The sequence below is a fragment of the Streptomyces sp. NPDC002574 genome, assembly GCF_042889545.1.
Classification (GTDB): Bacteria; Actinomycetota; Actinomycetes; order Streptomycetales; family Streptomycetaceae; genus Actinacidiphila.
The window spans coordinates 478,190-493,351 of the sequence record NZ_JBIARB010000007.1 but is presented as its reverse complement, the minus strand read 5'-3'; the positions used below and the strand labels follow the sequence as shown (position 1 = coordinate 493,351).

Sequence of the window (15,162 nt, the reverse complement as noted above, 5' to 3'; positions counted from 1 at the left end):
ATCATAGATACAACAGGTATGCCTCAGCAGCTCACGTCCGCGATACGGACGGGTGCGGACCGTGACCCGTCAGGTTCCGGCCGTTCCCGACGCGCCGGGGCCCTCCGGGCGCTCGGGACGCTCCGGGCGCTCGGGGTGCAGCCGGGCGACGTAGGCCGCGGCCTGGGTGCGGCGCTGCATGCCGAGCTTGGCCAGCAGCGAGGAGACGTAGTTCTTGACCGTCTTCTCGGCCAGATGCAGCCGCTCGCCTATCTGCCGGTTGGTGAGCCCCTCGCCGATCAGGTCGAGAATGCGCTTCTCCTGGTCGGTGAGGTCGGACAGGCGGTCCTCCGCCCGCTCGGTGCCGCCCCCGCGCAGTCGCTCCATCACGCGGGCGGTCGCGGCCGGATCCAGCAGCGACCTGCCGGCGGCGACGTCCCGCACGGCGCCCACGAGGTCGCTGGCGCGGATGTCCTTGAGCACGTAGCCGGCCGCGCCGGCCATGATCGCGTCGAAGAGCGCCTCGTCGTCCGCGTACGACGTGAGCATCAGGCACTTGGTCTCCGGCTGCCGGGACCGGACCTCCCGGCACACCTCGACCCCGCTGCCGTCCGGCAGCCGGACGTCCAGCAGCGCCACGTCGGGCCGTACCGCGGGCAGCCGCGCCAGTGCCTCGGCGGCCGTGCCGGCCTCGCCGACGACCTCGATGCCGGGCTCCGCGGAGAGCAGCTCGTGCACTCCCCGCCGGACGACTTCGTGATCGTCGAGCAGGAATACCGCGATTGTCGACTTTTCGGGCACAACTTCAGCGTTGCACACCCGACCACAGCCGACCTCTTACGCAGATTCGATCCGCGGGATACCGTGCCGTTGTCCCGGTGGCCTGCGAGAACGTCCATTTACTAGGAAATCCAACCAAAACCGCAGGTAGAACCCTCTTCGCGCGAAAGCGGGAGGTGTGGGTAACGTTCACTTCGCAGGGCTGCCTGCCGGGTCCATCAATACTCCCGGCTCGGCCGTGCCGCACACACCCCGTGCGCCGCGACGAGACGGTAGGAGCCGCACTGGCCGCCGGCGGATCCCGGGGGCCGGACAGACGGAGGAGCAAGCGTGAGCGTGAAAAGCACTGCCGCGAAGCCCCGTACGCCCCGTACGGGCACCCGCGGTGGCGCGAAGCGCCGTGAGGCCGAGCCGGAGCTGGTACAGCTCCTGACTCCCGAGGGCGATCGCGTCGAGCACAGTGAGTACTCCATCGACCTGAGCCCCGAAGAGCTGCGCGGTCTGTACCGGGACATGGTCCTGACCCGCCGCTTCGACGCGGAGGCCACGTCCCTGCAGCGACAGGGCGAGCTCGGTCTGTGGGCCTCGCTGCTCGGCCAGGAGGCCGCGCAGATCGGCTCGGGCCGGGCGACCCGGCAGGACGACTACGTCTTCCCCACCTACCGCGAGCACGGCGTCGCCTGGTGCCGCGGGGTGGACCCGGCCAATCTGCTGGGCATGTTCCGCGGGGTCAACCACGGCGGGTGGGACCCCAACGAGAACAACTTCCACCTGTACACGATCGTCATCGGCTCCCAGACGCTGCACGCCACCGGCTACGCCATGGGCGTCGCCAAGGACGGCGCGGACTCGGCCGTGATCGCCTACTTCGGCGACGGTGCCTCCAGCCAGGGCGACGTCGCGGAGGCCTTCACCTTCGCCGCCGTCTACAACGCCCCCGTGGTCTTCTTCTGCCAGAACAACCAGTGGGCGATCTCCGAGCCCACCGAGAAGCAGAGCCGCGTCCCGATCTACCAGCGCGCCGCCGGCTACGGCTTCCCGGGCGTGCGGGTGGACGGCAACGACGTCCTCGCGGTCCTCGCGGTCACCCGCGCCGCCCTGGAGCACGCCCGCTCCGGCCAGGGCCCGATGCTGGTCGAGGCCTTCACGTACCGCATGGGCGCCCACACCACCTCGGACGACCCGACCCGCTACCGCCTCGACGAGGAGCGCGAGCAGTGGGAGAGCAAGGACCCGATCCTGCGGCTGCGGGCCTACCTGGAGAAGCAGGGCATCGCGGACGAGGCGTTCCTCGCCGGGATCGAGGAGGAGAGCCTCGCCCTGGGCAAGCGGGTCCGCGAGGCCGTGCGCGCCATGCCCGACCCCGACCCCATGTCGATCTTCGAGAACGTCTACGCCGACGGACACGCGCTGGTCGACGAGGAGCGCGCCCAGTTCGCCGAGTACCTCGCCGCCTTCGAGGAGGGCCACTGACATGGCAACGATGACCATCGCCAAGGCCCTCAACGAGGCGCTGCGCAAGGCCCTGGACACCGACCCCAAGGTCGTCCTCATGGGCGAGGACATCGGCAAGCTCGGCGGTGTCTTCCGGATCACCGACGGCCTGCAGAAGGACTTCGGCGAGGAGCGGGTCATCGACACCCCGCTCGCCGAGTCCGGCATCGTCGGCACCGCGATCGGCCTGGCCCTGCGCGGCTACCGCCCGGTCGTGGAGATCCAGTTCGACGGCTTCGTCTACCCCGCGTACGACCAGATCGTCACCCAGCTCGCCAAGATGCACGCGCGCGCCCTGGGCAAGATCAAGCTGCCGGTCGTCATCCGCATCCCCTTCGGCGGCGGCATCGGCGCCGTGGAGCACCACAGCGAGTCGCCCGAGGCGTACTTCGCGCACACCGCAGGACTCAAGGTCGTCACCCCGTCGACCCCGCAGGACGCCTACTGGATGCTGCAGCAGGCGATCGACTCCGACGACCCGGTGATCTTCCAGGAGCCCAAGCGCCGTTACTGGGACAAGGGCGAGGTCGACACCGAGTCCATCCCCGCGCCGCTGCACAAGGCCCGTACCGTCCTGGAGGGCACCGACCTCACGCTGGTCGCCTACGGCCCCATGGTGAAGGTCTGCCTGGAGGCCGCGGCCGCGGCCGCCGAGGAGGGCCGTAGCCTGGAGGTGGTCGACCTCCGGTCCCTGTCGCCGATGGACTTCGACGCGATCCAGGCCTCGGTCGAGAAGACCCGCCGCCTGGTCGTCGTGCACGAGGCCCCGGTGCAGCTGGGCACCGGCGCGGAGATCGCGGCCAGGATCACCGAACGGTGCTTCTACCACCTCGAGGCACCCGTGCTGCGGGTCGGCGGGTTCCACACGCCGTACCCCCCGGCCCGGGTCGAGGAGGAGTACCTGCCGGGCCTGGACCGCGTACTCGACGCGGTCGACCGCGCACTGGCGTACTGAGGAGAGGGTTGTGACGACAGTGGCAGCACCGCAGCGCTTCCGCGAGTTCAAGATGCCGGACGTCGGCGAGGGACTCACGGAAGCGGAGATCCTCAAGTGGTACGTCAAGCCCGGCGACACGGTCACCGACGGTCAGGTGGTCTGCGAGGTCGAGACCGCCAAGGCCGCCGTCGAGCTGCCGATCCCCTTCGACGGGGTCGTGCACGAACTGCGCTTCCCCGAGGGGGAGACGGTCGACGTCGGCACGGTGATCATCTCCGTGGACACCGGCCAGGGCGAGGCCGAGGAGGCACCGGCCCCCGCGGCCGCCTCCGCGCAGGCCGCCGCCCCCGCCGCCGAGCCCGAGCAGAAGCGGCAGCCCGTGCTGGTCGGTTACGGCGTCGCCGCCTCGTCGACCAAGCGCCGCCCGCGCAAGCAGGCCGCCGTACCGGCGCAGGGTGCCGCCGCCGGCGCGCTCCAGGCCGAGCTCAACGGACACGCCCCGGCAGCCCCGGCCGTGCCCGCGGCTCCGCCGGCGCCCGCCGCTCCGACGGTGTTCGCGCCGGCCGAGGCACGTCCGCTGGCCAAGCCGCCGGTGCGCAAGTTCGCCAAGGACCTCGGCGTGGACCTCGCCGGGGTCACCCCGACCGGTCCGCAGGGCACCATCACCCGCGAGGACGTCCAGAACGCGGTCGCTCCGGCCGTCCAGGCCGCACCCGCGGCCGTTCCGGCCGCCGCGGCCCCGGCGGCCTTCGAGGCGGCCTCCACGGCGACCGCGGTGAGCACCGCCCCCCTGGAGACCCGCGTCCCGATCAAGGGCGTCCGCAAGGCCACGGCCGCCGCGATGGTGGCCAGCGCCTTTACCGCGCCGCACGTGACCGAGTTCGTCACCTTCGACATCACCCGCACCATGCGGCTGGTCCAGGAGCTCAAGACCGACCCGGCCTTCACCGGCCTCAAGGTCGGCCCGCTCCTGCTCGTCGCCAAGGCCCTGCTCGTGGCGATCCGGCGCAACCCGGAGATCAACGCCGCCTGGGACGAGGCGAACCAGGAGATCGTCCACAAGGGATACGTCAACCTCGGCATCGCCGCGGCCACCCCGCGCGGTCTGATCGTCCCCAACATCAAGGACGCCCAGGCCAAGACGCTGCCCGAACTGGCCGCCTCCCTCGGTGAACTGGTCGCCACGGCGCGTGAGGGCAAGACCTCGCCCGCCGCCATGCAGGGCGGCACGGTCACCATCACCAACGTCGGTGTCTTCGGCATCGACACGGGCACGCCCATCCTCAACCCCGGGGAGTCCGCGATCCTCGCCTTCGGCGCGGTCAAGGACATGCCCTGGGTCCACAAGGGCAAGGTCAAGCCCCGCCAAGTCACCACGCTCGCGCTCTCCTTCGACCACCGCCTGGTGGACGGCGAGCTCGGCTCCAAGGTCCTCGCCGACGTCGCGGCGGTCCTGGAGTACCCCAAGCGCCTGATGACCTGGGCCTGATCACCCCCGTCACACCATCGAGAAGGGCCCGGACGTGTGTGCGTCCGGGCCCTTTTCCCGCGTGTCGCGCCCCACGCGGGCCGGATCTGTGACGTCATACGGCCATGGCGGTATCCATCTCGCTGATCCTGCTGCTGGCAGTCCTCACGCTGGTGCTCCTGCGCGCCAAGTCGCTGAAGGTCTCCCACGCCTTGCTCTGCATGCTCCTCGGCTTCTGCCTCGCGAGCTCCAGCCTGGCCCCCACCATCCACTCCGGACTCATCGCCACCACCGACGTCGTGGGCGACCTACGACCCTGAGCCGCCGCGTTGTCGGACCCCTCCGGCAGAATCCGCCGGTATGGACATCCGACAGTTCTGGCAGCTCGTCGACGACGCCCGCGAACAGGTCCCCGACCCCGCGGACTCCGAGGCGGTCGCCGCCCGCGCCCGCGGGCTGCTCGCCGAGCAGTCCCCGGAGCGCATCGTCGCCGCCCAGCAGGTCCTGTGGGACCTCATGGCGGCGTCCTACCGCGCGCCCCTGTGGGCCGCCGCTCATCTGATCAACGGCGGCTGCTCCGACGACGGTTTCGCGTACTTCCGCGGCCGGCTGATCACCCTGGGCCGCGAGGTCTTCGACCGCGCCGTCGCCGACCCCGACTCCCTCGCCGTCCTCCCCGCCGTCCGCGCCGCGTGCACGGGCACCGGCCCGGACCTCGACGGCGAGGCGGTACTCGGCATCGCCTGGGGCGCCCACCTGTCGGCGACCGGCGAGGAGCTTCCCGCCGCCGCGTTCACCGTCCGCTACCCGGACCTGGACCCCGCCTGGCGCTTCGGCTTCGACGACACGGCCCGGGTGGCCCGCCACCTGCCCGCCCTGGCCGCGCTCTGACCACCCTTTGCGCGGGTGGCATCCTTGCAGCATGAACGATGCCGCCCCCGCCTCCCGCCGTGCCCGTGTCCGTGCCCCCGAGCTGATCGGCAAGGGCGGCTGGCTGAACACCGGCGGAAAGCAGCTGACCCTCTCCGACCTGCGCGGATCCGTCGTCATTCTCGATTTTTGGACGTTCTGCTGCATCAACTGCCTGCACGTCTTGGACGAGCTGCGCGAGCTGGAGGAGAAGCACCGCGACACCGTGGTGATCGTCGGCGTGCACTCGCCGAAGTTCGTGCACGAGGCGGAGCACCAGGCGGTCGTGGACGCCGTGGAGCGGTACGGAGTGCACCACCCCGTGCTGGACGACCCCGAGCTCGCGACGTGGAAGCAGTACGCCGTGCGGGCCTGGCCGACGCTCACCGTGATCGACCCCGAGGGATACATCGTCGCCCAGCACTCCGGTGAGGGCCACGCGCACGCGCTGGAGGCGCTGGTCACGGAGCTGGAGGAGGAGCACGCGGCGAAGGGCACGCTGCGGCGCGGGGACGGCCCGTACGTGCCGCCGGAGCCGGTGGCGACGCATCTGCGGTTCCCGGGGAAGGCACTGCGGCTGCCGTCGGGCAACCTGCTGGTGTCGGACACCACGCGGCACCAGCTGGTGGAGGTCGCCCCGGACACGGAGACCGTGGTGCGGCGGATCGGGGAGCCGGGCGACTTCAACGAGCCGCAGGGCCTGGCGCTGCTGCCGGGCGGCACCGTGGTGGTCGCGGACACCGTGAACCACCGGCTGCGCACGTTCGACCCGGACAGCGGCGCGCTGACGACGGTCGCCGGGACGGGCAGGCAGTGGTGGCAGGGGTCGGCGACGTCGGGCCCGGCCCTTGAGGTGGACCTGTCCTCGCCGTGGGACGTGGCCTGGTGGGACGGCAAGGTGTGGATCGCGATGGCCGGCGTCCACCAGCTGTGGACGTACGACCCGCAGGACGGCACCGTGCGGGTCGCGGCCGGCACGACCAACGAGGGCCTGGTGGACGGCCCGGCGGACGAGGCGTGGTTCGCGCAGCCGTCCGGACTCGCGGCGGCGGAGGACCGGCTGTGGGTCGCCGACTCCGAGACCAGCGCGCTGCGCTGGGTGGAACGCGACGGAGACGGATACGCGGTGCGCACCGCGGTCGGCACGGGCCTGTTCGACTTCGGCCACCGCGACGGCGCGGCCGAGCAGGCGCTGCTCCAGCACCCGCTGGGTGTGACCGCGCTGCCCGACGGCTCGGTCGCGGTCAGCGACACCTACAACCACGCCCTGCGAAGGTTCGACCCGGCCTCGGGTGAGGTGACCACGCTCGCGACCGATCTGCGCGAGCCCTCCGGGGCCGTGCTGGACGGCGACGAAGTGGTGGTCGTGGAGTCGGCGCGGCACCGCCTGACGCGGCTGCGGCTGCCGGAGGAGGCCGTGCGGGTCGAGGCCGCGGCGCACCGCACGCAGCGTCCCGCCACGGAGGTGGCGCCGGGGGCGCTGCGGCTGGACGTGGTCTTCACCGCGCCGGCCGGCCAGAAGCTGGACCAGCGCTACGGTCCCTCGACCCGGCTGCTGGTGAGCTCGACCCCGCCCGAACTGCTGCTGGAGGGCGAGGGGAAGGGAACCGACCTCTTCCGGGACCTCGTGCTCGACTCCGAGGTGGCGGAAGGGGTGCTGCACGTGTCGGCGATGGCCGCCTCGTGCGACGACGACCCGGACAACGAGTTCCCCGCCTGCCATGTGCACCAGCAGGACTGGGGTGTCCCCGTGCGCCTGACCGGTGACGGGGACACCCGGCTGGTCCTGGTGCTGGCGGGCATGGACGCCTGAGGCGCCGTCATGCCGGTCAGATGCGCGGGTAGTGGCGGTCCCGCTCCTCGACGACCGGCATCGGCTCCACGACCCGGCGCCGCTTGAAGATGCTGACGTACGCGGCCACTCCGATGACGCCGACCGCCATCATGATGAGGCCGACCAGGTCCAGATTGACCCCGGCCATGTGCCAGTCGGTCGCGAAGGTGAGGATGGCCCCCACCGCGATGAGAGCGATGCAACCGCCGATGCCCATGATGTCCGCCTCCGAACTGCTCTTGCCCTAGGGGCTGGTAGACCTTCGCCTACCCGGAGGCGGACATCTCATGACCGGTGTCCGCGGTCAGCCCTCCAGGAACGCCTTGAGCGCGCTCGCCAGCAGGTGCGGGTCGTCGGCGCCGCACAGTTCGCGGGCGGAGTGCATCGACAGGATCGGCACGCCGACGTCCACGGTCGTGATGCCGTGCCGGGCGGCGGTGATGGGGCCGATGGTGGTGCCGCAGGGCATGGCGTTGTTGGAGACGAAGGACTGCCAGGGCACGCCGGCCCGCTCGCAGGCGGCGGCGAAGATGCCGCGGCCGGTGCCGTCGGTGGCGTAGCGCTGGCTGACGTTGACCTTGAGGATGGCGCCGCCGTTGGGCATCGGGCGGTGCGTCGGGTCGTGCTTCTCCGTGTAGTTGGGGTGCACGGCGTGGCCGGTGTCGGCGGAGACGCACACCGTGCCGGCGAAGGCCCGTGCCCGGTCCTCGTAACTGCCGCCGCGCGCGAAGACGGACCGCTCCAGGACGTTGCCGAGCAGCGGCCCGCCGGCGCCGGTGTCGGACTCGCTGCCGGTCTCCTCGTGGTCGAAGGCGGCCAGCACGGGGATGTACGGCAGCGTCGCCCCGGCGACGGAGGCCAGGGCGGCGGTGCCGGCGTGCACGGAGAGCAGGTTGTCCAGTCGGCCGGCGGCCAGGAACTCGCGGTCGCGGCCGAGGTAGGCGGGCGGCTGGACGTCGTGCGTCATCAGGTCCCACCCGACGACGTCGGCGGCGGCGACGCCGGTCTCCTCCGCGAGGAAGGCCATCAGCGCGCCCTCGTCGACCTCGCCGAGGCCCCAGATCGGCTGCATGTGCCGCTGCTTGTCGAGCTTGAGCCCGTTCTCGTTGACGCCGCGGTCGAGGTGGACGGCCAGCTGCGGCACCCGCAGCAGCGGCCGGTCGATGTGGACCAGGGGCGTGCTGCCGTCGCGGAGCACCAGGCGGCCGGAGAGTCCCAGGTCGCGGTCGAGCCAGGTGTTGAGCAGGGCGCCGCCGTAGATCTCCACGGCGATCTGGCGCCATCCGAAGGAGCCGGAGTCGGGGCGGGGCTTGACGCGCAGGTTGGTGGAGTCGGTGTGCGCGCCGACGATCCGGAAGGGGGTCGCGGGGCCCGCGCCCTCCGGCACGTACCAGGCGATGATCGCGCCGCCCCTCAGCACGTACTTGCCGCCCGCCTCGGCGTTCCAGGCCTCGGTCTCGGCGACCTGTCGGAAACCCGCCTTCTCCAGACGCTCGGCGGCACTGGCGACCGCGTGGTACTGCGACGGGCTGGCCGCGAGGAAGGCGGCGAGGTCATCGGTGTGGCTGCGGTCGAAGTGGGGCTGAGGGTTCATGGTTCAAGGATAGGGACGCGCGACGGCCCGCTCCTCGTCGCAGGAGCGGGCCGCCGTAGCCGCAATCGGTCCCGGCCGGAACCGGTCGAACCGTGATCAGAAGGCCTCTTCGGGCAGCTCCATCACATCGAGGGTCACGCCCTCGGCGGCGGAGCGCGCCACGGAGACCTGCGGCAGGACGTCGGCGGCGAAGTGCCGGGCCGCCGCGATCTTGCCGGTGTAGAAGGCGGTGTCCTTGGCGGAGGCGCCGGCGGCCAGCTTGGCCTGCGCGACGGCCGCGCCCTTGAGCAGCAGGTAGCCGACGACCACGTCGCCCGAGGCGAGCAGCAGGCGGGTGGTGTTGAGGCCGACCTTGTAGATGGACTTGACGTCCTTCTCGGTCTCGGCGAGGTCGGTCAGCATCTTGCCGACGATCGCCTCCAGGTCCACGGCGGCCTTGGCGAGGTGCTCGCGGGCGGTGGCCAGCTCCTCGCCGCCGGTGCCCTCGGCGAGGAACTTCTTGATCTCCTCGGAGAGGGTGGTCAGCGCCGCGCCCTGGTTGCGGACGATCTTCCGGAAGAAGTAGTCCTGGCCCTGGATCGCGGTGGTGCCCTCGTAGAGGGTGTCGATCTTGGCGTCGCGGATGTACTGCTCGATCGGGTACTCCTGCAGGAAGCCGGAGCCGCCGAAGATCTGCAGGGACTGCGCGAGCTGCTCGTAGCCCTTCTCGGAGCCGTAGCCCTTGACGATGGGCAGCAGCAGGTCGTTGAACGCCTCCAGCTCCTTGGTGTCCTCGCCGGTCACCTCGGCCGCGGCGATCGCGTCCTGGATGGAGGCGGTGAACAGCACCAGGGCGCGCATGCCCTCGGCGTAGGCCTTCTGCGTCAGCAGCGAGCGGCGCACGTCGGGGTGGTGGGTGATCGTGACCTTGGGGGCGCTCTTGTCCATGAACTGCGCCAGGTCCGGGCCCTGCACGCGCTCCTTGGCGTACTCCAGCGCGTTCAGGTAGCCGGTGGAGAGCGTGGAGATCGCCTTCGTGCCGACCATCATGCGGGCGAACTCGATGATGCGGAACATCTGGCGGATGCCGTCGTGCCTGTCGCCGATCAGCCAGCCCTTGGCGGGGTGCTTGTCGCCGAAGGTCATCTCGCAGGTGTTGGAGGCCTTCAGGCCCATCTTGTGCTCGACGTTGGTGGCGTAGACGCCGTTGCGCTCGCCCAGCTCGCCGGTCTCGAAGTCGAAGAGGTACTTCGGGACGAGGAAGAGGGACAGGCCCTTGGTGCCGGGGCCGTGGCCCTCGGGGCGGGCGAGGACGTAGTGGAGGATGTTCTCCTCCATGTCGTGCTCACCGGAAGTGATGAAGCGCTTGACGCCCTCGATGTGCCAGGAGCCGTCCTCCTGCTCGACGGCCTTGGCGCGGCCGGCGCCGACGTCCGAGCCGGCGTCCGGCTCGGTGAGGACCATGGTGGAGCCCCAGGTCTTCTCGACGGCCATCGCGGCGATCTTCTTCTGGACCTCGTTGCCCTCCTCGAAGAGGATGCGGGCGAAGGCCGGGCCGGAGGAGTACATCCACACGGCCGGGTTCGCGCCGAGGACCAGCTCCGCGTACGACCAGATCAGGGACGGCGGGGCGGTGGTGCCGCCGATCTCCTCGGGCAGGCCCAGGCGCCAGTACTCGGCCGCCATGAAGGCCTTGTAGCTCTTCTTGAAGGTGTCCGGGACCGGCGCCGTGTTGGTCTTGGGGTCGAAGACCGGCGGGTTGCGGTCGGCGTCGGCGAAGGAGTCGGCGAGCTCGTTCTCCGCGAGGCGCGTGATCTCACCCAGGATGTCCTTGGCGGTCTCGACGTCCATCTCGGCGAACGGGCCGGTGCCGTAGATCTTGTCGCGCCCGAGGACCTCGAAGAGGTTGAACTCGATGTCGCGAAGGTTTGACTTGTAGTGGCCCATGGCGACGGCTCCGTCGGGATCGGTCGGACAGCGGGTGGGAGTCGCAGTCCTCGCAGCTTTATCACTTACCAGTCGGTAATGATGCTACCCGTCGGTAATAAAAACAACCCCTATCCGGCCGGATGTGACGCAGGCCCTTCGACTTCTGGAGGAACACCCCCGTCCCCGCGCCTGAGTTCGTCCACCGCCCCAAAGGCCGCGGCCGCGATCGGCACCGCCAGCAGCATCCCGAGGATGCCGGCCAGGCTCGCCCCCGCGGTGATCGCCAGCAGCACCACCGCCGGGTGCATGTGGACGGTGCGGCTCTGGATCGTCGGCTGCAGCACGTGCCCCTCCAGCACCTGCACGGCCAGCACCACGCCCAGCGCCCACAGCGCCACCAGCCATCCGCGGTCCGCCAGCGCCACCAGGACCGCCACCGCGCCGGAGATGAACGCCCCCAGGTACGGGATGTACGCCCCCACGAAGACGAGCGCGCCGAGCCCGACCGCCCCCGGCACCCGCAGGATCAGCAGCCCGACGGTGATGCACACGGCGTCGATCAGCGCGATCAGCGTCGTGCCCCGCATGAAGCCCTGCACCGCGGCGAAGGCGCGGTGGGCGATCCGCTCCAGGAGCGGTCCGATGCCGTGCGGGGCCAGTTCGCGCAGCAGGACGGGGAAGCGGCCGCCGTCGCGCAGGAAGAAGAAGGTCAGGAGCAGCGCCAGAATGGCGGTCGCGATGATCTGGCCCACGATGCTGATCCCGGACACCACCCCGGAGGCGGCCCGGGCGCCGTACTTGGTGACGAAGGACTTCAGGCTGTCGACGGTGTCGTCCAAGGTGGGGCCCGACACGCCCAGCTCCGGCATCACCTTGTGCGCGACGTTCTTCAGCGCGGCCACGATCTGGTCCCCGGAGTGCATGAGGCTCTGCACCACGATGAACATCGCGCCCGCGGCGAACACCAGAAGGGCCAGGCACGTCAGCGCCGCGGCCAGCGACCGCTGCACCCGTACCTTCTGCAGCCAGCGGTACAGCGGCCCCAGCAGGGCGCTGCCCAGCAGCGCCAGCAGGACGGGCGTCACGACCGCCGCGAAGGTGACGACGAGCCAGACCACCAGCGCGCCCACGCCGGCCAGGAGCAGCACGACGGCGCACCACGCGCCCGTCCGACGCGCGGCGGCCGGCAGGAGGGGCGCGTCCACCCGCCCACCGGATCACGGCCCCGCGATGTCCGCATGCCGGGCACGGCGAACGGGTGGCACCGAGCGGTCGGATACGCTATTGACGGTCCGTAGAGGAAATCCTCACCCACAGTAGCGACTTGGGAGCAGCCGGCAATGGCTCGACACCTCATCACCAGCGCCCTTCCGTACATCAACGGGATCAAGCACCTGGGCAACATGGTGGGGTCCATGCTCCCGGCCGACGTCTACTCCCGGTACCTGCGCCAGCGCGGCCACGAGGTCCTCTACATCTGCGCCACCGACGAGCACGGCACCCCGGCCGAGCTCGCGGCGCAGGAGGCCGGCCTGCCGGTCGACGTGTTCTGCGCCCAGCAGCACGACGCGCAGAAGGCGGTCTACGACGGCTTCGCGCTCTCGTTCGACTACTTCGGCCGCAGCTCCTCGCAGCAGAACCGGGAGATCACCCAGGCCATCGCGCGGGAGCTGAAGGAGAACGGCTTCATCGAGGAGCGCGCCATCCGCCAGGTCTACTCCCTGGACGACGAGCGCTTCCTGCCCGACCGCTACATCGTCGGCACCTGCCCGCACTGCGGCTACGACAAGGCGCGCGGCGACCAGTGCGAGAACTGCACCCGCGTCCTGGACCCGACCGACCTGATCGAGCCGCGCTCCGCGATCAGCGGCAGCAGCCGGCTGGAGGTCCGCGAGACCAAGCACCTGTTCCTGCTGCAGTCCAAGCTCTCCCACGAGGTCGAGGCCTGGGTCGACGAGCACGGCAAGGACTGGCCCACCCTCGCCTCCTCCATCGCCCGCAAGTGGCTCACCGAGGGCCTGCAGGACCGCGCGATCACCCGCGACCTCGACTGGGGCGTGCCCGTTCCGGCCGACACCTGGCCGGAACTCGCGGCCGAGGGCAAGGTCTTCTACGTCTGGTTCGACGCGCCGATCGAGTACATCGGCGCCACCAAGGAGTGGTCGGACGCCGCCGGGGGCGAGAACCGCGACTGGCGCTCGTGGTGGTACGACGTCGACACCGACGTCCGCTACACCGAGTTCATGGCCAAGGACAACGTCCCCTTCCACACCGTGATGTTCCCGGCGACGCTGCTGGGCACCCGCGACAAGTGGAAGAAGGTCGACTACGTCAAGGCCTTCAACTGGCTGACCTACTACGGCGGCAAGTTCTCCACCTCGCAGCGCCGCGGCATCTTCACCGACGCCGCGCTGGAGATCCTGCCCGCCGACTACTGGCGCTACTTCCTGATCGCCAACGCGCCCGAGTCCGACGACACGTCCTTCACCTGGGAGCACTTCGCGGCCTCGGTCAACAAGGACCTCGCCGACACCCTCGGCAACTTCGTCAACCGCGTGCTGTCCTTCTCCCGCAAGCGCTTCGGCGACGAGGTGCCCGCGGGCTCCGCGGCGGGCGAGGCCGAGCAGCGCCTCGGCGCGCAGATCGCCGAGCTCCTCGCCGAGTACGAGCGGCACATGGAGGACCTGCAGTTCCGCAAGGCCGCGCAGGCGCTGCGCGCGCTGTGGAGCGCCGGCAACTCCTACCTGGAGGAGAAGGCGCCCTGGCTGGAGATCAAGACCGATCCGGACGGCGCCGCGCTCACCCTGCGCACCGCGATGAACCTCATCCACCTGTACGCGGTGGTCTCCGAGCCCTTCATCCCGGCCTCCGCCGCCGCCATGCGCGGTGCCTTCGCGCTGGCGGACGACACCGCGGTCTGGGTCACCGCCGACGAGGCCCGCGCCCTGTCCGCGGTCCCGCCGGGCACCGCCTTCACCGTCCCACCCGTGCTCTTCGCCAAGATCACCGATGAGGACCTGGAGTCCTACCGCGAGCGCTTCGGCGGACAGCCGGAAGCCGCCTGATGAGCACGCCGGCGCCCGCCCAGGGCAAGTCCCCGTTCCTGCTCCTGCTGTCGGTCGGCCTGACCCTGGCCCTGGTGGTCGCGGCCGTCATCGTCGCCGTCTCGCTGACCGGCGGGCACGACTCCCGTACCGGGGCCGCCCCGGACGCGGGCGGTGCCTGCCGCGGCAGCAACGTCGCCCTCGACAAGGCCGCCCAGCGCTTCCGGCTGGAGCTGCCGGCCGACGCGAAGGACGTGCACTACCTGGCCCAGTCCGGCGGTCTGTCCGGCGAGTACAACCTGGAGATGCGCTTCCGCACCACGGCGGCCGGCCTCCAGCACTTCCTGACCGGCTCCGGCTTCCCCAAGCTCAGCGGCGACGAGCACGTGCTGCGCGCGGGCCAGCCCGACGCCGACCCCTGCCGCCACGACTCCGAGGGCCTGGCCCACGCCCAGTACGCGGGCGACCAGGCCGCCGGTGACGGCGCCACCCACGGCGCCTACGTCCGCGGCATCGCCGTCGACGACTCCGACCGCGCCCGCCCGGTCGTCGCCCTCATCGCCATGGACACCTGACCCGCTGGGCCTCGTCCCGCGTCGCCCGCGTGCATGCACACACGCATGCACGCGGGCGACGCTGTCCGTATGGTCGCCCTCCAGATCCGTGATGTGCCCGAGTACCTGCGTGACCGTCTTGCGGCCATAGCGGAGGAACGCGGGCAGTCGCTCCAGGCGTACCTGCTCGACCTCGTCCGGGACGAGGTGCGGCGCAGGGACAACCTGGCCGTCCTCGAGCGGTTCTCGAGGTCCACGTACGGCATGCGGCTTTCCGAGGGCGACGTCACGGACGCGTTGCGTACGGCGCGGGCGGAGCGGGACGCGGAGTTCGGCGTGCCGGGGCCGGGGTGCGACGAGGGATCGTCGTCGATGCGTCCGTCTTCGCCCTCTCCCTCCTGGACGACGGCGCGACCGGTGGGCGTTGCCGGAGCGCCCTGGCGGCGGACGACCGCTGGATCGCGCCGCAGCACTGCTGACGGCGGAGTCCGTTCGCCGGGAGGGCACAGCACCCAGCCCTCGGCGTCACGGCGCGGCGCGAGCCGTCGGGCGTTCTCCGCGGGCTTCACGGGCGGCAGCCGCAGCGCGAGGTGCAGCTTGTGCAGCCGCGCCGCGTCGACCTCGCTCGGGGCGCTCTGAGCAGGCCCTGGGCGCTCTGGTG

General features: G+C 71.1%; 14 protein-coding genes. 9 read left to right on the top strand and 5 right to left on the bottom strand.

The window, feature by feature from the left end; translation table 11 throughout:
- Nucleotides 1–69: 69 nt before the first annotated feature.
- Complete coding sequence (locus tag ACFYXS_RS19810; protein ID WP_389249752.1) at nucleotides 70–780, bottom strand: response regulator; 711 nt, start codon at nucleotides 778–780, stop codon at nucleotides 70–72.
- Nucleotides 781–1,089: 309 nt separating this feature from the next.
- On the opposite strand from ACFYXS_RS19810, the gene pdhA reads away from it, so the two are divergent.
- The 6 genes from pdhA (at nucleotide 1,090) to ACFYXS_RS19780 (ending at nucleotide 7,380) form a co-directional block, all read left to right on the top strand.
- Nucleotides 1,090–2,232, top strand: coding sequence for a pyruvate dehydrogenase (acetyl-transferring) E1 component subunit alpha (pdhA, locus tag ACFYXS_RS19805; protein ID WP_389249750.1), 1,143 nt, complete (start codon nucleotides 1,090–1,092; stop codon nucleotides 2,230–2,232).
- A gap of 1 nt (nucleotide 2,233) precedes the next feature.
- Nucleotides 2,234–3,208, top strand: a complete 975-nt coding sequence (locus ACFYXS_RS19800) for an alpha-ketoacid dehydrogenase subunit beta (RefSeq protein ID WP_389249748.1) — start codon at nucleotides 2,234–2,236, stop codon at nucleotides 3,206–3,208.
- Nucleotides 3,209–3,260: 52 nt separating this feature from the next.
- Nucleotides 3,261–4,679, top strand: coding sequence for a dihydrolipoamide acetyltransferase family protein (locus ACFYXS_RS19795; RefSeq protein ID WP_389249890.1), 1,419 nt, complete (start codon nucleotides 3,261–3,263; stop codon nucleotides 4,677–4,679).
- A 104-nt stretch (nucleotides 4,680–4,783) separates the two neighbouring features.
- A complete protein-coding gene (locus ACFYXS_RS19790) occupies nucleotides 4,784–4,978 on the top strand; it encodes a hypothetical protein (protein WP_384280481.1) in 195 nt (64 codons plus the stop codon).
- A 40-nt stretch (nucleotides 4,979–5,018) separates the two neighbouring features.
- Nucleotides 5,019–5,549, top strand: a complete 531-nt coding sequence (locus ACFYXS_RS19785; protein WP_389249745.1) for a DUF4240 domain-containing protein — start codon at nucleotides 5,019–5,021, stop codon at nucleotides 5,547–5,549.
- Nucleotides 5,550–5,580: 31 nt separating this feature from the next.
- Nucleotides 5,581–7,380 (top strand): NHL domain-containing thioredoxin family protein, encoded by a 1,800-nt coding sequence (locus ACFYXS_RS19780; protein ID WP_389249743.1) that lies wholly within the window; start codon nucleotides 5,581–5,583, stop codon nucleotides 7,378–7,380.
- Nucleotides 7,381–7,396: 16 nt separating this feature from the next.
- On the opposite strand, the gene ACFYXS_RS19775 is transcribed toward ACFYXS_RS19780, so the two are convergent.
- The 4 genes from ACFYXS_RS19775 to ACFYXS_RS19760 form a co-directional block, all read right to left on the bottom strand.
- Complete coding sequence (locus ACFYXS_RS19775) at nucleotides 7,397–7,618, bottom strand: hypothetical protein (RefSeq protein WP_389249741.1); 222 nt, start codon at nucleotides 7,616–7,618, stop codon at nucleotides 7,397–7,399.
- Nucleotides 7,619–7,705: 87 nt separating this feature from the next.
- Entirely contained in the window at nucleotides 7,706–8,995 is a 1,290-nt protein-coding gene (locus ACFYXS_RS19770) for a M18 family aminopeptidase (protein ID WP_389249739.1), read from the bottom strand.
- A 96-nt stretch (nucleotides 8,996–9,091) separates the two neighbouring features.
- Nucleotides 9,092–10,921, bottom strand: coding sequence for an acyl-CoA dehydrogenase (locus tag ACFYXS_RS19765; RefSeq protein WP_389249737.1), 1,830 nt, complete (start codon nucleotides 10,919–10,921; stop codon nucleotides 9,092–9,094).
- 110 nt (nucleotides 10,922–11,031) lie between these two features.
- Nucleotides 11,032–12,108 carry an AI-2E family transporter gene (locus tag ACFYXS_RS19760; protein ID WP_389249735.1) on the bottom strand — a complete coding sequence of 359 codons (1,077 nt, stop codon included), beginning with the start codon at nucleotides 12,106–12,108 and terminating at the stop codon, nucleotides 11,032–11,034.
- 135 nt (nucleotides 12,109–12,243) lie between these two features.
- Between ACFYXS_RS19760 and metG the strand changes: the two genes are divergently transcribed.
- The 3 genes from metG to ACFYXS_RS19745 all read left to right on the top strand — a co-directional run bounded on the left by metG (nucleotide 12,244) and on the right by ACFYXS_RS19745 (nucleotide 15,140).
- The gene (gene metG, locus ACFYXS_RS19755; protein WP_389249733.1) at nucleotides 12,244–13,968 is read left to right on the top strand and encodes a methionine--tRNA ligase; all 1,725 of its coding nucleotides are present in this window, start codon (nucleotides 12,244–12,246) and stop codon (nucleotides 13,966–13,968) included.
- Nucleotides 13,968–14,522 (top strand): hypothetical protein, encoded by a 555-nt coding sequence (locus tag ACFYXS_RS19750; protein WP_389249731.1) that lies wholly within the window; start codon nucleotides 13,968–13,970, stop codon nucleotides 14,520–14,522. Before metG ends, ACFYXS_RS19750 begins: the two co-directional genes overlap by 1 nt.
- Nucleotides 14,523–14,591: 69 nt before the next feature.
- Nucleotides 14,592–15,140, top strand: coding sequence for a hypothetical protein (locus ACFYXS_RS19745; RefSeq protein WP_389249729.1), 549 nt, complete (start codon nucleotides 14,592–14,594; stop codon nucleotides 15,138–15,140).
- The last annotated feature ends 22 nt before the right edge of the window (nucleotides 15,141–15,162 follow it).